A 15,978-nucleotide genomic window follows, 5' to 3' on the forward strand; every position below is an offset into this window, starting at 1 on the left:
GGACCCCGTTGCGCTCCACCCCGCCGGAACCCTCGCCTCCGACAGCGCGCCCGCCGCCGAGGTCCCCGTCGCCGCCGGGGTCCCCGTACGGGTGCCCGGGGCGGCCGCCCTGCCCCGGATCCTCGACATCCAGCGAGCCCTGCGCGCCCTCCAGCGCCACCGGCCGCCCGGCCCGCCCACCCGCACCGTCCTCGACGAGACGGCCACCGCCGAGGCCAGCGCCCGCGCCCTCGGGCTGGTCCTGCCCGTCTTCCGGCCCGAGAGCCGGCGCGAGGCGACCGTACGGCTGGTGATGGACGCCTCCCCGTCCATGGCGGTGTGGCAGGACATGTTCGACGAACTGCGGGCGGTGTGCGAGCGGCTGGGCGCCTTCCGGGACGTCCAGGTGCACTACCTGCACCGGCTCCCCGACGGCACCGCCGCCGTCGGACGCGGCCCCGCGCCCGGCGCCGGGGTGCGCTCCGGCGACCAGCTGCGCGACCCCACCGGTCGGGCGCTGACCATGGTGGTCTCCGACTGCGCCGGGCCGGTCTGGCGGGAGGGCGAGGCGCAGCGGCTGCTGCACCGCTGGGCCGAGTGCGCCCCCTGCGCGGTGGTCCAGCCCCTGCCGCAGCGGCTGTGGAACCGCAGCTGGCTGCCGACCGAGCGCGGGGTGCTGGAACGGGCCTCGGGCGGCGGTGCCGGGCCGGGCGGCGCGGGCTCCGGGCGCGGGCCCGGGGGCGGCTCCGGCGGCGGGTCCGGGCTGCGGTTCCGCGCGGACCGGCCGGCCCGGCCCGGGCGGCCCACGGGCGGGATCACCGTGCCCGTGCTCCCGCCGAACGCGACCGCGCTCGGCGCCTGGGCCCGGCTCGTCGCGGGTCTCGGCTCGGGGCCCGTACCGGCCGAGGTGGGCCGGGTCCTGGCCCGCCACCCCGCCGCCCCCGTACCGCTGCCCCGCACCGCACGGCCGCCGGGCGAGCTGGTGCGCCGCTTCCGCTCCTCCGCGGCGCCCGGCGCCGTCCAGCTCGCCGTGTACCTGTCGGCGGCGCCGCTGACCCTGCCCGTGATGCGGCTGGTGCAGCGGACGATGCTGCCCGACTCGGAGCCGTCCGACCTCGCGGAGGTGCTGCTCAGCGGGCTCCTGCGGCGCTCCGGCGCATCGCCCGGGCCGTGGTACGAGTTCGTGCCCGGGGTGCGGGACGTGCTGCTGGGGCCGCTGGGGCGGGACGAGGCCGCGCTGGTCCTCAAGCACTGCTCGGAGTACGTCCTGGCGCACTTCGGCCGGGGAGTGCGCAACTTCCCCGCGCTCGCCGTCTCCCAGCTGACCGGGGTCCCGGCCGCGGAGGCGGGGGAGGTGGGGGAAGTGGGGGAGCCGGCCGTGGAGGGCGCGGAGGGGGCCGAGGGGGCCGGGCCGCTGCCGCAGGCCTTCGCGCAGGTCTCCGCGAGGGTCGTACGCCGCTACCTGCCCGGGCCCCCGGAGGAGGACCCCGAGCCGGTCCCCGCCCCCGTACCGCCCGGCCGGGCCCCCTCGGTACGGGCGGCCCGCCAACGCCTCCGGCTCGCCGAGGCCGACGGCGACACCCGCCACCTCCACGACGCCGCCGCCCTGCTGCGGCGGGCCGCGGCGGTCCCGGCCGGGCCCGGGGACCCGCCGGAGGAGGCCGAGACCGAGCTGGCCGGGGTGCTGCTGCGGCTGTGGGCGGCCCAGCGGGACCCGGAGCTGCTGGAGGAGGCCGAACGGGCCGTCACCGGGCTGCGGACCGCCGCGGGCCGGGCGGCGCTGGGCCGGGTGCTGTACGAGCGGGCCCTGGTGGCGGGCCCCGACGGGGACGCGCTGCTGGCCGCCGCCGCGCGGGAGTTCGCCGCCGCCGGGGCCGCGGCCGCGGCCGCGCAGGACGCGGAGCTGCGGGCGGAGTGCGCCGTGCGCCGGGCCCGCACCCTGATCCGGCTGGGCGAGGTCCGCTCGGACACCGGCCCGCTGCACGAGGCCCTCGCCGCCCTGGAACCCCTGGCCCCCGACCCGCCGGCCGCCACGCACCCGGACGTCCTGCTGGCCCTGGGCGCGACCCTGCTGGCCCTCCTGACCCGCACCCCGTCCCCGTCCGACCGCACGGCCCTGGCGGAACGGGCGGCGGCGGCCCTGGAGCGGGCCCTGGCCCTGCTGGAGGCCGAACCGGGGGAGTGGCCGGCGGGGCCGCCCCGCCCGTCGACGCCGGACGGACCCGGACCGTCGGACCGTCCCCCTGCGGCGACCCGGCCCGGAGCGACGCGGACCCCGGCCCCGGAACCCGCCGCCGCGCCCCGCTCCGGGGCCCCGTCCGGTCCCGGCCGGTCCGGCGGGACGCAGGACCCCGCCGGGTCCGGCCCGTCGGCGGGCAGCGCGGGCGGGACCCGGGACGGGCGGTCCCACCCCGACGAGGACGCCCGGACGGCCGGGGACGCCGCACCGGCCGGAACCGGCAACGGTGACGGCAGTGGAGGTTCCGCTCCGGTGGGGGCCGGGCGGCCCGACGAAGGACGCGGCGCGGCGGCCGACCGGGCCCCGGACGGGACCTCCGGCGGAGCCGGGCGGTCCGACGGAAGCGGGCCCGGGGCGGCCGCCCCTGACGGGAGCGCCGCCGTGACCGGGGCCGCGAGGGGCGACGGATCCCCTTCCGGGGCGCCCGCCCGTGTCACGGACGGGACCCCGGTCGGTACCGGGACGGCGGCCGGTACCGGGACCCCGGCCGGTACCGGGACGGCGGACGGCGCGCGGGCCGGGGCGGGCGCGGGCCGGTGGAGCGGCGGGGCCGGTCGGCGGCGGGTCGCGCGGGTGCGGGTGGAGCTGGCCGGGGCGCTGCGGTACCTGCCGGGGCGGCTCGAAGAGGCGCGGGCCCAGCTGCTGCGGGCGCTCGACGAGGGCGTCGGGGAGCCCGAGCTGCGGCTGGCCGCGCTGCTGTGCCTCGCCCGCGTGCACCGGGCGCGTTACGACCGTGACGGGGACCCCGCGGCCCTGGAGGAGGCGGCCGAGGCGTACGCGCGGGCCCGGCGGCTGATCCCCCGTGACGGCGACGCCTACGCCGGACTGCTGCCCGAGTGGGGCGACGTGCTCCTGGAGCGGGCCCGGGCCGCCGACGGCCGCCGCTTCGCCTCCACCGCCGTACGGGTGCTGCGCGAGAGTCGTTCGGCGGTGGCCCAGTCCCACCCCGGGGCCGCGTACCGGCTGCTGCGGCTCGCCACCGGGCTGCGGCTGCGGCACGGCTACGAAGGGGACCTCGTCGACCTCCGGGAGGCCGAGTACCTGCTGGAGCTGGCCGTCCGGCAGGGCCACCACCCCCTGGAGCGGGCCCGCGCCTGGCGCGACCACGGCGACGTCCAGCAGGAGATCCACGCCCACACCCGCACCACCGACCGCCTCGACCGGGCGGCCGACTCCTACCGCCGGGCCTGGCGCGCCGCCCTGGAGGCGGCCCGCGAGGAGCCCGACGACACCGGCGCCGCCCTCCGCCTCGCCGCCCGCGTCCAGGAACTGCGCGGCGGGGTCCTGGAGCGCCTGGCCCGCCCCCGCGCGGCCCTCGACGCCTACCGGGCCGCCCTGGAGCTGTGGCAGCGCCAGGGACTGCCGGACGGCGAGCGCGCCGTGGCCGTCCGGACGCGGATCCACGCCCTGGAGAGCGGCGGATGAGCCGTTTCCCCCCGCCGGACCGGGGGAAAGGGCAGTGGACCACGGCATTCCACGACATTCCACATTCCACGGTGCGACAGGGGGACGGGAAGCCCATGGTGACCGGACGTCAGGAAGTGGCCGCACCCCCCGACCCCCGCCCCTGCGCCGGGCAGCTCCCCGACCTCTCCGGGCTCGACCTCGCCGCCCTGCGCGGCATCGCCCACCCGGTGCTCGCCGAGGTCGTCGAGGGGCTCGTGGAACGGGTGACCCACCCGGCCGAGATCCTCAACGCCTTCGACTCCGGCGTCGCCTGACCCGTCCCCGCGCCGGCCGTCCCCGCGCCGGCCGTCCCGTACAGGTCCGGACCGCCCGGAGTTGACCACTTTCCGCCGTTAGCCGGCCCCCCGCGGAGGGCAGGGATGGACCGTCCCGGGGGCCGGATCCCCCAGCGGTGGCCGGGGGAGGAGGCACGGGCGATGAACCGAGCGAGCACGGACGGCCCCCCGCCGCCGCACCCGCCGCCCGCGCCCCGCGACCCCGCCGGCGCCCACGCCCTCCACGCCCCCTGGCCCTACGCCCGGCTCGACGTCCCTGCCCTGCGCGCCGCAGGCCACCGCCCGCACCCCGTACGGCAGTTCGTGCTCAAGACCCACAGCCGCTGCAACCTCGCCTGCACCTACTGCTACGTCTACGAGATGGCCGACCAGAGCTGGCGCACCCGCCCCGCCGCCATGGCCCCCGCCACCGCCCTGCGCGCCGCCGAACGCATCGCCGAACACGCCGCCGCCCACGAACTGCCCCGCGTCGACCTCGTCCTGCACGGCGGCGAACCCCTCCTCGCGGCCCCCGTCGAACTGGCCGCCCCCGTCGAGGCGGTACGCGCCGCCCTGGCCCGCAGCTCGCCCCGCACCCGGGTCACCGCCAGCGTCCAGACCAACGCGACCCTGCTCACCCGGGGCCGGATCGCCGCCCTGAGCGCCGCCGGCATCCGCGTCGGCGTCAGCCTCGACGGCGGGCTCCCCGCCCACAACGCCCGCCGCGTGGACCACGCCGGACGGCCCGGCTTCGGCGCGGCCGCCCGCGGCCTGCGGCTGCTGGCCCGCCACCCGGCCGGCTACGCCGGGGTGCTGTGCGTCGTCGACCTCGCGCAGGACCCGGTGGAGACGTACGAGTCCCTCCTCGCCTTCGCCCCGCCCGCCATCGGCCTGCTGCTGCCCCTGGCCAACTGGAGCACCCCGCCGCCCGGCCGCACCGGACGGACCCCCGGCACCCCGTACGCGGACTGGCTGACCGCCGTCTTCGAACGGTGGTGGCACGAAGGGACCAGGCGCACCCGGATCCGAATCTTCGAGGAGGTCATCGCGCTGCTGCTGGGCCTCCCCGCCGCCACCGAGAGCCTCGGCCTGGCACCCGCCGGCACCGCCGTGGTGGAGACCGACGGCAGCATCGAGCAGGCCGACTCCCTGAAGTCCGCCTACGAAGGGGCCGCGGCCACCGGCATGACCCTGGACACCCACAGCTTCGACGACCTCCTCGACCACCCCGGCTTCGCCGCCCGCCAGCTGGGCCGCGAGGCCCTCGCCGGCGGCTGCCGGTCCTGCGAGCTGGTGGAGGTCTGCGGCGGCGGCCACTACCCCCACCGCTACCGCGAAGGGGAGGGCTTCCGCCAGCCGTCCGTGTACTGCGCGGACCTCCAGGCCCTGATCCGCCACATCGCCCGCGCGGTCCACACGGCCGCCACGACCCGGCGGGCCGCCTCATGACCCACCCCCGCCGCAGCGGCCCCGCACACCCCGGGAGCGCCCCCGAGGCCCGCCCGACCGTCGCCGCCCAGCGGACCGGCCCGCCCCCGCAGGCCGGGAGCACCGCCCCCGCCGGCCTCCCCCGGTTCAGCGTGAGCTCCCACGTCCTGCGCGCCCTCGCCACCACCGAGCCCGCCCCCGAAGGGCTGCGGCTCGTCGCCGACGTCCGGCGGTCCAAGCGGCTGCTCCTGCTGCGGGCCGTGCTCGACGCCGCCCCCGGGCCCGAGGCCGGGGAGTGGTGGGGGCTGCTGGAGGAGGCCGAGCGGCAGGACCCCGGCGCCGTGCGGGACGTCCTGCACTACCCCTCCACCGGGGTCTGGGCCGAGGAGACGCTGCGCCGGCTGCACGCCCCGCAGGGCCCCGCCCCCGACCTCGGACACCTCGGGGCCCTCGCCGTCGCCGCCGCTCTGCGCGCCGGGATCGGCTTCAAGACCACCCTGCGCCCCGCCCACGGCCGCCTCGCCCTGCCCACGCTCGGCCTGCTGCTCCCCGAACGCCCCGGGCCCCTCGCCCTCACCGAACGCTCCTGGGACACCTCCGAGGTGCTCCCCCTGCACCCCCTGCCCGGCGGCCGCGCCTCCCTCGACGACCTCGACCCCTACCGGGCCCCCGCCACCGGACACCCCGCCCCCGTCCGCCCCGCCCGGCGGCTCACCCCCAAGGGGCACAAGCGCTGGGACACCCAGTGGGCCGCCGCCCTCACCCTCCTGGAGCGCTACGACTCCGCCCGCGCCGACGAGACGGCCCGCCTGCTGCGCTCCGTCGTCCCGCTCGGCGGCGGCTCCCGCTCCAGCGGCGCCACCCTCCCCGCCGCCGCGGGCGCCGTCCTCGCCCGCGGCCAGGCCCCGCCCGCCCTCGCCGCGACCCTCGTCCACGAGGTGCAGCACGGCAAGCTCGCCGCCCTCACCGACGTCCTCACCCTCCACACCGCCGACCGCACCCCCTGCCACTGGGCCCCCTGGCGCGCCGACCCGCGCCCCCTGGAGGGGCTGCTGCACGGCACGTACGCCCACCTGGCCCTGGCCGGCTACTGGCAGCGCGCCGCCCTCTACGGGGCCCGCGGCGCCTGGGCCCGGCACGCCCGGATCCGCGCCCAGGTGGAAGCCGTCCTGCCCGTCCTGCGCGACCACCCCCGACTGACCCTCGCAGGGCGGGAGTTCGTCGACTCCATGGCCGGCGCCGAACGGGCCATGGACGAGCTCCCGCCGCCCGCCGACCGGTACGCCACCGCCCGCCGCGCCCTCGAACGCGAACGCCTCGCCTGGTGCGCGGCGCACCCCGAACTCGCCGCGTTCACAGGGGCCTGACGGGCCGTCCGCTGCGGTACCTTTCAAGCCCCGCCGCCGTGGCACCCCCCGGCCGCGGCAGCGCCCCCGCACCGCCCGCACCCGTCCACCGCCCGGACACCCCAGGGAGACGGCCGCATGACCGGTACCGGTACGCGCCACGACCGCGACGGAGCCGCCCAGCCCCAGCGCTTCGTCATCAGCTTCGCCGGCTTCAACCGCCCCTGGGCGGCGTGGATCGCCCACCGCCTGGAGGAGCACGGCCACCGCGTCGCCCTCCAGCGCTGGGACCCGCAGACCGGCCCCGGCATCACCGAGGCCCTCGACGACCTCGCCCGCGCGGGCGGCAAGGTCCTCGTCGTCCTCAGCGAACGCTACTTCTCCGCCGGCACCCACACGGACGAGGAGTGGAACACCGCCCTGCGCACCGTCACCGCCGCCCACCCCGACCGGTTCGCCGCCGTCTGCCTCACCGACGCCCCGCTGCCCAGCGCCGTCGCCACCCTGGAGAAGACCGACCTGTGGGGCCTGGACGCCTACGAGGCCGAGTACCGCGTCCTGCGCCGCCTGGACCTGCCCACCGACCGGATCGGCACCGAGAGCGGCCGCCGCGGCCCCCGCTTCCCCAACGACCCGCCCGAGATCTGGGGCCGCGTCCCGCGCCGCAACCCCCGCTTCACCGGCCGCAACGACGTCATCGGCCGGCTCCGCGACGCCCTCACCGAAGCCCCGCCCGGCGCCTCCACCGTCACCCTCCTCGGACTGTCCGGTGTCGGCAAGACCCAGGTCGCCACCGAGTACGCCTACCGGTTCGCCTCCGAGTACGACGTCGTCTGGTGGGTCCCCGCCGAGGACCGCCCCACCCTGCGCGAACGCCTCGCCGACCTCGCCCCCGAACTCGGCCTGCCCCGCGGCGCCGGCAGCTACGGCGAGCAGATCCGCGCCGTACTGGAGGCCCTGCGGCGCGGAAACCCCTACCACCGCTGGCTGATGGTCTTCGACGGCTGCGACAACCCCGACGACCTCACCGACCTGCTGCCCTCCGGCGCCGGCGACGTCATCATCACCTCCCGCAACCGCGAGTGGGCCGCCCGCCACACCAGCCTCGTCGAGGTCCCCCTCTACGCCCGCCCCGAGTCCGTCACCTTCATCCGCCGCCGGGCCCGCCGCCTCACCGGCGAGGAGGCCGACCAGCTCGCCGAGGCCCTGGAGGACTACCCCCTCGCCCTCGACCAGACCGCCGGCTGGCTCGCCGACTCACCCCTCGGCGTCGGCGAGTACCTCGCCCTCCTCCAGCGCCGCCTCGACTCCCACGAGGCCGTCACCCTCTCCGACGACTACCCGCTGCCCTTCCCGACCGCCCTGGCGATACTCCTCAACAACGTCCGCGAGAACTTCCCCGACGCCCTCGCCCTGCTGCGGCTGTTCGTCTTCTTCGCCCCCGGCCGGGTCCCGCTGCGGCTGCTGCGCGAGTTCCCCGCCGAGGACGTCCCCGAGGACCTCGCGGGCATCGTCAACGACCAGATCCGCTGGAACGCCGCCCTCAACAAACTCGTCCAGTTCTCCGTCGTCCGCCTGGAGTACTCCGACCTGTCCGTCGAGGAGGGCGGCGGCCTGGAGACCGTCCAGCTCCACCGCATGGTCCACAACATCGTCCGCGAGAACCTCGCCGAGGACGAGGCAGGCCAGCTCTCCCGCGCCGTCCGCCAGGTCCTCGCCGCGGCCGACCCCGGCCGCCCCACCGACTCCCGGCTCTGGCCCCGCTACGCCGAACTCATCCCCCACCTGGAACCCGCCGGGGTGCTGACCAGCAGCAACCCCCGCATCCAGAACTTCCTCCTGCACTGCCTGCGCTTCCTGATCCTCGCCGGCGAATACCGCACCTGCCTGCGCCTGTCCGAACAGACCGACCACGTCTGGCGGGCCATGCTCGGCGACGACCACGACCAGGTCCGCGAACTCAGCTACCACTACGGCGGCGCCCTGCGCATGCTCGGCCACTTCCGCCAGGCCGAGGCCCTCGCCCGCCAGGTCGCCGACCGGCTCACCGCCGAACGCGGCGACCGCGACCTGGAGACCCTCCGCGCCACCAGCACCTACGCCGGCGTCCTCCTCAGCACCGCCAAGTTCGACCAGGCCCGCGAACTCCTCGAACACGCCTTCGCCAGCTACCGCGAACTCCTCGGCGAGGACGACACCACCACCCTCAACGCCCAGAACAACGTCGCCGTCGCCCTGCGCCTGCTCGGCCGCTACCAGGAGGCCTACGACACCGACCTGGACACCCTGCGCCGCCGCGAACGCGTCCTGCGCGTCCGGCACATCGCCACCCTCTCCTCGGGCATCGGCTGCGCCATGGGCCTGCGCCTGATGGGCCGCTACCGCGAGGCCCTCGCCCGCCAGGAACAGGGCCTCAAACTCCACCTCCAGGTCCTCGGCTCCAACCACCCGCAGACCCTGCGCGCCGAGCACAACCTCGGCCAGTGCCTGCGCCGCACCGGCGACATCCCCGGCGCCGGCGCCCGCCTGCGCAGCGTCCTGGAACGCTCCACCCGGGTCTTCGGCGCCGAGTTCCCCTGGACCCTGATGGTCGCCTCCGACTACGCCACCTACCTGCGCGAGTACGGGGACATCGAGGAGGCCCGCCGGATCTCCGAGGAGGTCGTCCGCGGCTACCAGTCACAGCTCGGCCTCGCCCACCCGTACAGCATCGGCACGGTCGGCAACCTCGGCCTGGTCCTGCGCGCCCAGGGCGAACGCACCGAGGCCCTCAACCTGGCCGAGCAGGCCCTCGTCGGCATGCGCGGCGCCCTCGGCGAACGCCACCCCTGGACCCTGGGCTGCGCCCTCAACGCCACCGGCCACCGCAACATCACCGGCCGCCTGGACTCCGCCCTGGAACTGAGCCGCGACACCCTCCGCGCCACCGAACAGGTCCTCGGCCCCGACCACCCGATGGCCCTCAGCGCCCAGATCGCCCTGGCCGCCGACCTCCGCTCGGTACGGGAGGACGCGGAGGCCGCCAAACACGAGGACGCCGGCCTCAAGGCCCTCACCCGCACCCTCGGCCCCCAGCACGTCCACACGGTCTCGGCCCGCCAGCAGACCCGCCCCTACTGGGACTTCGAGCCGCAGCCGTAGCGAAACCAGCCTCGCCGGCGTTTGAGGCGCGGGGTCCGGGGCGGAGCCCCGGCAGCGGCGGGAAAGCCGGAAGGCCCGGCCCCCAGGTGATCGGGGCCGGGCCTTCCTCCTCCGTGCAGGTCGCGTCGGCGACTACGCCTCGAAGACCTCGTTCAGCAGCTGCTGCTGCTCCGCCTGGTGGCGCTTCGCGGAGCCCACCGCCGGGGACGAACCGTGCGGGCGCGAGATGCGCCGCAGGCGCTCGCCCGCCGGGACGTCCGCGCCGACCGCCAGGTCGAGGTGGTCGATCAGGTTCAGCGCGATGAACGGCCACGCACCCTGGTTCGCCGGCTCCTCCTGCGCCCAGATGTACTTCGCCGCGTTCGGGAACTTGGCGATCTCCGCCTGGATCTCGGCACCCGCCAGCGGGTACAGCCGCTCGATGCGGATGATCGCGGTGTCGGTGATGCCGCGCTTCTCCCGCTCGGCCTCCAGGTCGTAGTAGACCTTGCCCGCGCAGAAGACGACCTTGCGCACGGCGTTCGGGTCGACCGTGGAGTCCCCGATGACCGGACGGAAGGTACCGCTCGTGAACTCCTCCGCCTTCGACGCCGCGGCCTTCAGGCGCAGCATCGACTTCGGGGTGAAGACGATGAGCGGCTTGTGGTGCGGGTTGTGGACCTGCCAGCGCAGCAGGTGGAAGTAGTTCGACGGCAGGGTCGGCATGGCGACCGTCATGTTGTCCTGCGCGCACATCTGCAGGAAGCGCTCCGGGCGGGCGGACGAGTGGTCCGGGCCCTGGCCCTCGTAGCCGTGGGGGAGGAGCAGCGTGACACCGCTCGTCTGGCCCCACTTCTGCTCGGCCGAGGAGATGAACTCGTCGACGACGGTCTGCGCGCCGTTGACGAAGTCGCCGAACTGGGCCTCCCACAGCACCAGCGCGTCCGGGCGGGCCAGCGAGTAGCCGTACTCGAAGCCCATGGCCGCGTACTCGGAGAGCAGCGAGTCGTAGACGTTGTAGCGGGCCTGGTCGTCCGAGAGGTACTGCAGCGGCGTGTAGTCCTTGCCGGTCTCCCGGTCGATGAGGACCGCGTGGCGCTGGCCGAAGGTGCCGCGGCGCGAGTCCTGGCCGGACAGGCGGACCGGGGTGCCCTCCATCAGCAGCGAACCGAAGGCCAGGGTCTCGCCCATGCCCCAATCGATGGTGCCGTCGTCGATCATCGCCGCGCGGCGCTGCAGCTGCGGCAGCAGACGCGGGTGGACCGTGTGGCCCTCGGGGATGTTGACCTGGGACTCGGCGATCCGCTTGACGACGTCCTGCGAGATCGCGGTGTTCACCGCGACCGGGAACTCCTGCGCGGTCTGCGCCGGCGCGGCGGGGACGGCGGGCTGCGTGGCGGCCTCGCGGACCTCCGCGAAGACCTTCTCCAGCTGGCCCTGGAAGTCCTGCAGCGCCTGCTCGGCCTCTTCCAGCGTGATGTCGCCGCGACCGATGAGGGACTCGGTGTACAGCTTGCGCACCGAGCGCTTCTTGTCGATCAGGTCGTACATCAGCGGCTGCGTGAACGCCGGGTTGTCCGACTCGTTGTGACCGCGGCGGCGGTAGCAGATGAGGTCGATCACGACGTCCTTGTTGAACGCCTGACGGAACTCGAAGGCGAGCCGCGCGACGCGGACCACGGCCTCCGGGTCGTCGCCGTTCACGTGGAAGATCGGCGCCTCGATCATGCGGGCCACGTCGGTCGCGTACATCGAGGAACGCGAGGACTCCGGGGCGGCGGTGAAGCCGACCTGGTTGTTGATCACGACGTGGACGGTGCCGCCGGTGCGGTAGCCGCGCAGCTGCGACATGTTCAGCGTCTCGGCGACCACGCCCTGGCCGGCGAACGCGGCGTCGCCGTGCAGGGCGACGGGCAGGACGGTGAAGTCCGTGCCGGCCTTGCCGATGACGTCCTGCTTGGCGCGGGCGACACCCTCCAGGACCGGGTCCACGGCCTCCAGGTGCGAGGGGTTGGCGACGAGCGAGACCTTGATCTGCTCCCCGTCCAGGCCCGTGAAGGTGCCCTCGGCGCCCAGGTGGTACTTGACGTCGCCGGAGCCGTGCATGGACTTCGGGTCGAGGTTGCCCTCGAACTCACGGAAGATCTGCGCGTACGACTTGCCGACGATGTTCGCCAGGACGTTCAGGCGGCCGCGGTGGGCCATGCCGATGACGACCTCGTCGAGGCGGGCCTCGGCGGCCGAGTCGATCACGGCGTCGAGCAGCGGGATGACGGACTCGCCGCCCTCCAGCGAGAAGCGCTTCTGGCCGACGTACTTCGTCTGCAGGAAGGTCTCGAAGGCCTCCGCCGCGTTCAGCCGGCGCAGGATGCGCAGCTGCTCCTCGCGCTCCGGCTTGGAGTGCGCGCGCTCGATGCGGTCCTGGATCCAGCGGCGCTGCTTCGGGTCCTGGATGTGCATGAACTCGACGCCGGTGGTGCGGCAGTACGAGTCGCGCAGCACGCCGAGGATGTCGCGCAGCTTCATCATCGACTTGCCGGCGAACCCGCCGACCGCGAACTCGCGCTCCAGGTCCCACAGGGTGAGGCCGTGCTCGGTGATGTCGAGGTCGGGGTGCTTGCGCTGCTTGTACTCCAGCGGGTCGGTGTCGGCCATGACGTGGCCGCGGACCCGGTAGGAGTGGATCAGCTCGAAGACGCGGGCGGCCTTCGTGACGTCGTCGTCGTGCGAGGCGTCGATGTCGCGCATCCAGCGGACCGGCTCGTACGGGATCCGCAGCGACTCGAAGACCTGGTCGTAGAACTCGCCCTCGCCGAGGAGGAAGTTCGCGACGATGCGCAGGAACTCGCCGGAGGCCGCGCCCTGGATGACCCGGTGGTCGTAGGTCGAGGTCAGGGTCATGACCTTGGAGATGCCCAGCTTGTTCAGGGTGTCCTGCGAGGTGCCCTGGAACTCGGCGGGGTAGTCCATGGAGCCGACGCCCATGATGACCGACTGTCCGGGCATCAGGCGGGGCACGGAGTGGACGGTGCCCAGGCCGCCGGGGTTGGTCAGCGAGACGGTGACGCCGGTGAAGTCGTCCATCGTCAGCTTGCCGACGCGGGCGCGGCGGACGATGTCCTCGTAGGCCTGCCAGAACTCGAAGAAGTTCAGGGTCTCGGCCTTCTTGATGCCGGCGACGACGAGCTGGCGGTCGCCGTTCGGCTTGACCAGGTCGATCGCGAGGCCGAAGTTCACGTGCTCCGGCTTGACCAGGGTCGGCTTGCCGTCCTTCTCCTGGAAGGAGTAGTTCATCGACGGCATGGCCTTGATGGCCTGCACCATCGCGTAGCCGATCAGGTGGGTGAAGGAGATCTTCCCACCGCGGGCGCGCTTGAGGTGGTTGTTGATGACGATGCGGTTGTCGAACAGCAGCTTCACCGGGACGGCGCGGACGGACGTGGCCGTCGGGACGTCGAGGGAGGCGTTCATGTTCTTGGCCACGGCGGCCGCGGGGCCGCGGAGCGTCACCAGCTCGGGGCCCTGGGGGGCCTCGGTGGCGGGCGCGGCCTTCTGAGCCGGGGTGGTGGCGGCCGGAGCCGCAGCCTGAGGGGCGGGCGCGGCCGGTGCGGCGGCCGGGGCCTGGGAGGTGACAGTCACAGCAGGGGCACCAGAGGGGGTGGCAGGAGCAGGGGAAGGAGCTGACACGGGTGTGGTCGCGGCGGGGGCAGGCGCGGCGGGCGCCGCCCCCGTGGCGGCGTCGGCGGCCTGCGGGATCACGACGGGGGCGGTGGCGGCCTGTGCGGAGGCGCCATCCGTCGTCGCGGACTTCTCGGGACCGGGACCGTCCGACTTCACCGGAGCGGCAGCGCCCCCCGGCTTGTAGTCGGCGAAGAAGTCCCACCAGGCCCGGTCGACCGAGTTCGGGTCCTGGAGGTACTGCTGATAGATCTCGTCGACGAGCCACTCATTCGCGCCGAAGCCTGAGGCGGGGTTCTTCCCGCCCTCTGCTGCGTCGGTCGTGGTGCTCGGGTTACTGGGGGACTGTGGCGACACGGCGGCAACCGCCCTCTTCCGCTTCACAAGGTATGGACAGCGGGAATAAAGGCTACGCCTCCCGGGCGGTGCAATGCAGGCCGGGCGGGACTTCCGTCGCGCAGGTCACACCGAACGGCGGGTTTCGCCACGTGGAATGGCGGGAAACAAGCGTGGTTCGGGTAGGGGACAGCCAGGTTGCGACCCCCGTGGCCTCGCACCCTTGCCGACCCCGGGCACGTGTGGCCGAGATCATGTCCTTCCCACTCGAACCCTACGTCAAGACAGCGCCGGCGAGCTGCCCGGAAGGGTGACAAGGATTCGGCAACCACGTGACGATTCGGCCACGCGGATCTCGCCTCCGTGCAGGCCCACGGCCCAGCGGGCGATCGCCAGCCCCAGTCCCGTGCCCCCGTCGCCGCCGCCCGCGGCCCCGCGGTTGAACCGCTCGAAGACCCGGTGCCGCTCCGCCTCCGGAATCCCCGGCCCCTCGTCCACGACCTCCAGCGCCAGGCTGCCGGGCGTGTCGCCCGAACGGGCCCGCACCGTCACCCGGCCGTGCGCCGGACTGTGCTTCACCGCGTTGTCGATCAGGTTCGCCACCACCTGGTGCAGTCGCTCCGCGTCCGCGTAGGCGGTCAGCTCCGGAGGATGCACGTCCAGGTGCAGGTGCACGTCGTTGCGGGTGTGCCCGCCCGAACCGGAAGCCAGACCCGGCCGCCCGGAGGCCGCCAGCCCCGACTCCTTCAGCACCCCCGACAGGTACGGCCAGACCTCGAAGCGGCGCGCCTTCAGCGGCACCACCCCGTTGTCCACCCGGGACAGGTCCAGCAGGGTCTCCACCAGCCGGCCGAGCCGCTCCGCCTGCTTCAGCATCGTCCGCATGGTCTCCGGATCGGCCTCCGAGACCCCGTCCACCACGTTCTCCAGCACCGCCCGCAGCGCCGCGATCGGAGTACGGAGCTCGTGCGAGACGTTCGCGACCAGCTCTCGACGATGTCTGTCCTCGGCCTCCAGATCACCGGCCATCCGGTTGATCGTGGACGCCAGATCGCCCAGCTCGTCCCGCCGTCCGGCCCCGCTCACCCGGCGCGTGTAGTCCCCGTGCGAGATCGCCCGCGCGACCGTGGTCATCTCGTCCAGCGGGGCCGTCAGGCCGTGCGCCACGATCTGGGTGATCAGCATCGAGGCGATCACTGAGAAGACGGTGATGAAGCGCACCTCCGTGTCCGTGCGCAGCGCCACCATCAGCAGACCGGTGGTGATGAACACCGAGACCACGACGAGCGTGCCCAGCTTCGTCTTGATCGAGAACGGCGAGAACGGGCGCAGCCCCCCGTCGGGGCGCCCGCCGCTCACGCCTGCGCCGGGGTCTCCAGGGCGTACCCGACGCCGTGGACGGTACGGATCCGCTCCGCGCCGATCTTCCGGCGCAGCGCCTTGATGTGGCTGTCGACCGTACGGGTGCCCGAGGCGTCCGCCCAGTCCCACACCTCCGCCAGCAGCTGCTCGCGCGACAGCACCGCCCGCGGGGTCCCCGCCAGGCACACCAGCAGGTCGAACTCGGTCGGCGTCAGGTGCACGTCCTCCGCCTGCACCCGCACCCTCCGCTGCGCGTGGTCGATCTCCAGGTCCCCCAGCCGCAGGGTCGCCCCGCGCGGGGCCGTCGCGGCCTGCGTGGCCCGTTCCACCCGGCGCAGCAGCACGTGCACCCGCGCCGCCAGCTCGCGCATGGAGAACGGCTTGGTCATGTAGTCGTCCGCCCCGACCCCGAGACCGACCAGCATGTCGGTCTCGTCGTCGCGGGCGGTCAGCATCAGCACCGGGACCGGCCGCTGCGCCTGCACCCGCCGGCACACCTCCAGTCCGTCGAAGCCGGGCAGCATGACGTCCAGCACCAGCAGCTCGGGCAGCCAGCTCTCGGCGGCCGCGACGGCGGCCGGCCCGTCGTAGGCGGTCTGCACCTGGAAGCCCTCGGCCCGCAGCCGGGCCGCGATGGCGTCGGCGATGGTGCGGTCGTCCTCGACCACCAGCACGCGCCGCTGGGCACCTGGGGTGGCCGCGGCGCCGTGGTGGCCGGTGTGCGTCTGTTCCATGTCCCGCCCCTGATGATCCGCGTGATGGCTGGGGT

8 protein-coding genes are annotated in these 15,978 nt (G+C 74.9%); 5 read left to right on the forward strand and 3 right to left on the reverse strand.

Features of this window, described 5'->3' with window-relative positions:
- The 5 genes from ACFVXK_RS02785 to fxsT all read left to right on the forward strand — a co-directional run.
- Positions 1–3,643 (forward strand): SAV_2336 N-terminal domain-related protein (locus ACFVXK_RS02785; RefSeq protein ID WP_389609733.1); only part of this gene is annotated, 3,643 nt, incomplete at its 5' end.
- A 95-nt stretch (positions 3,644–3,738) separates the two neighbouring features.
- Entirely contained in the window at positions 3,739–3,939 is a 201-nt protein-coding gene (gene fxsA, locus ACFVXK_RS02790; protein ID WP_358892429.1) for an FxSxx-COOH cyclophane-containing RiPP peptide, read from the forward strand.
- A gap of 162 nt (positions 3,940–4,101) precedes the next feature.
- Positions 4,102–5,388 carry an FxsB family cyclophane-forming radical SAM/SPASM peptide maturase gene (locus tag ACFVXK_RS02795; RefSeq protein ID WP_389609736.1) on the forward strand — a complete coding sequence of 429 codons (1,287 nt, stop codon included), beginning with the start codon at positions 4,102–4,104 and terminating at the stop codon, positions 5,386–5,388.
- Complete coding sequence (locus ACFVXK_RS02800; RefSeq protein WP_389609737.1) at positions 5,385–6,734, forward strand: aKG-HExxH-type peptide beta-hydroxylase; 1,350 nt, start codon at positions 5,385–5,387, stop codon at positions 6,732–6,734. The genes ACFVXK_RS02795 and ACFVXK_RS02800 overlap by 4 nt, the downstream gene beginning before the upstream one ends.
- Before the next feature lie 117 nt (positions 6,735–6,851).
- Positions 6,852–9,854 (forward strand): FxSxx-COOH system tetratricopeptide repeat protein, encoded by a 3,003-nt coding sequence (gene fxsT / locus ACFVXK_RS02805; protein WP_389609739.1) that lies wholly within the window; start codon positions 6,852–6,854, stop codon positions 9,852–9,854.
- Between the two features lie 132 nt (positions 9,855–9,986).
- On the opposite strand, the gene ACFVXK_RS02810 is transcribed toward fxsT, so the two are convergent.
- From ACFVXK_RS02810 to ACFVXK_RS02820, 3 genes are all read right to left on the reverse strand, one after another.
- Complete coding sequence (locus tag ACFVXK_RS02810; RefSeq protein WP_389609741.1) at positions 9,987–13,868, reverse strand: multifunctional oxoglutarate decarboxylase/oxoglutarate dehydrogenase thiamine pyrophosphate-binding subunit/dihydrolipoyllysine-residue succinyltransferase subunit; 3,882 nt, start codon at positions 13,866–13,868, stop codon at positions 9,987–9,989.
- Positions 13,869–14,126: 258 nt separating this feature from the next.
- The gene (locus tag ACFVXK_RS02815; RefSeq protein WP_389609743.1) at positions 14,127–15,206 is read right to left on the reverse strand and encodes an ATP-binding protein; all 1,080 of its coding nucleotides are present in this window, start codon (positions 15,204–15,206) and stop codon (positions 14,127–14,129) included.
- Entirely contained in the window at positions 15,203–15,943 is a 741-nt protein-coding gene (locus ACFVXK_RS02820; RefSeq protein WP_389609745.1) for a response regulator transcription factor, read from the reverse strand. The genes ACFVXK_RS02815 and ACFVXK_RS02820 overlap by 4 nt, the downstream gene beginning before the upstream one ends.
- Positions 15,944–15,978 lie beyond the last annotated feature (35 nt).

The sequence above is a fragment of the Streptomyces sp. NPDC058157 genome (genome assembly GCF_042884105.1).
GTDB lineage: Bacteria > Actinomycetota > Actinomycetes > Streptomycetales > Streptomycetaceae > Streptomyces.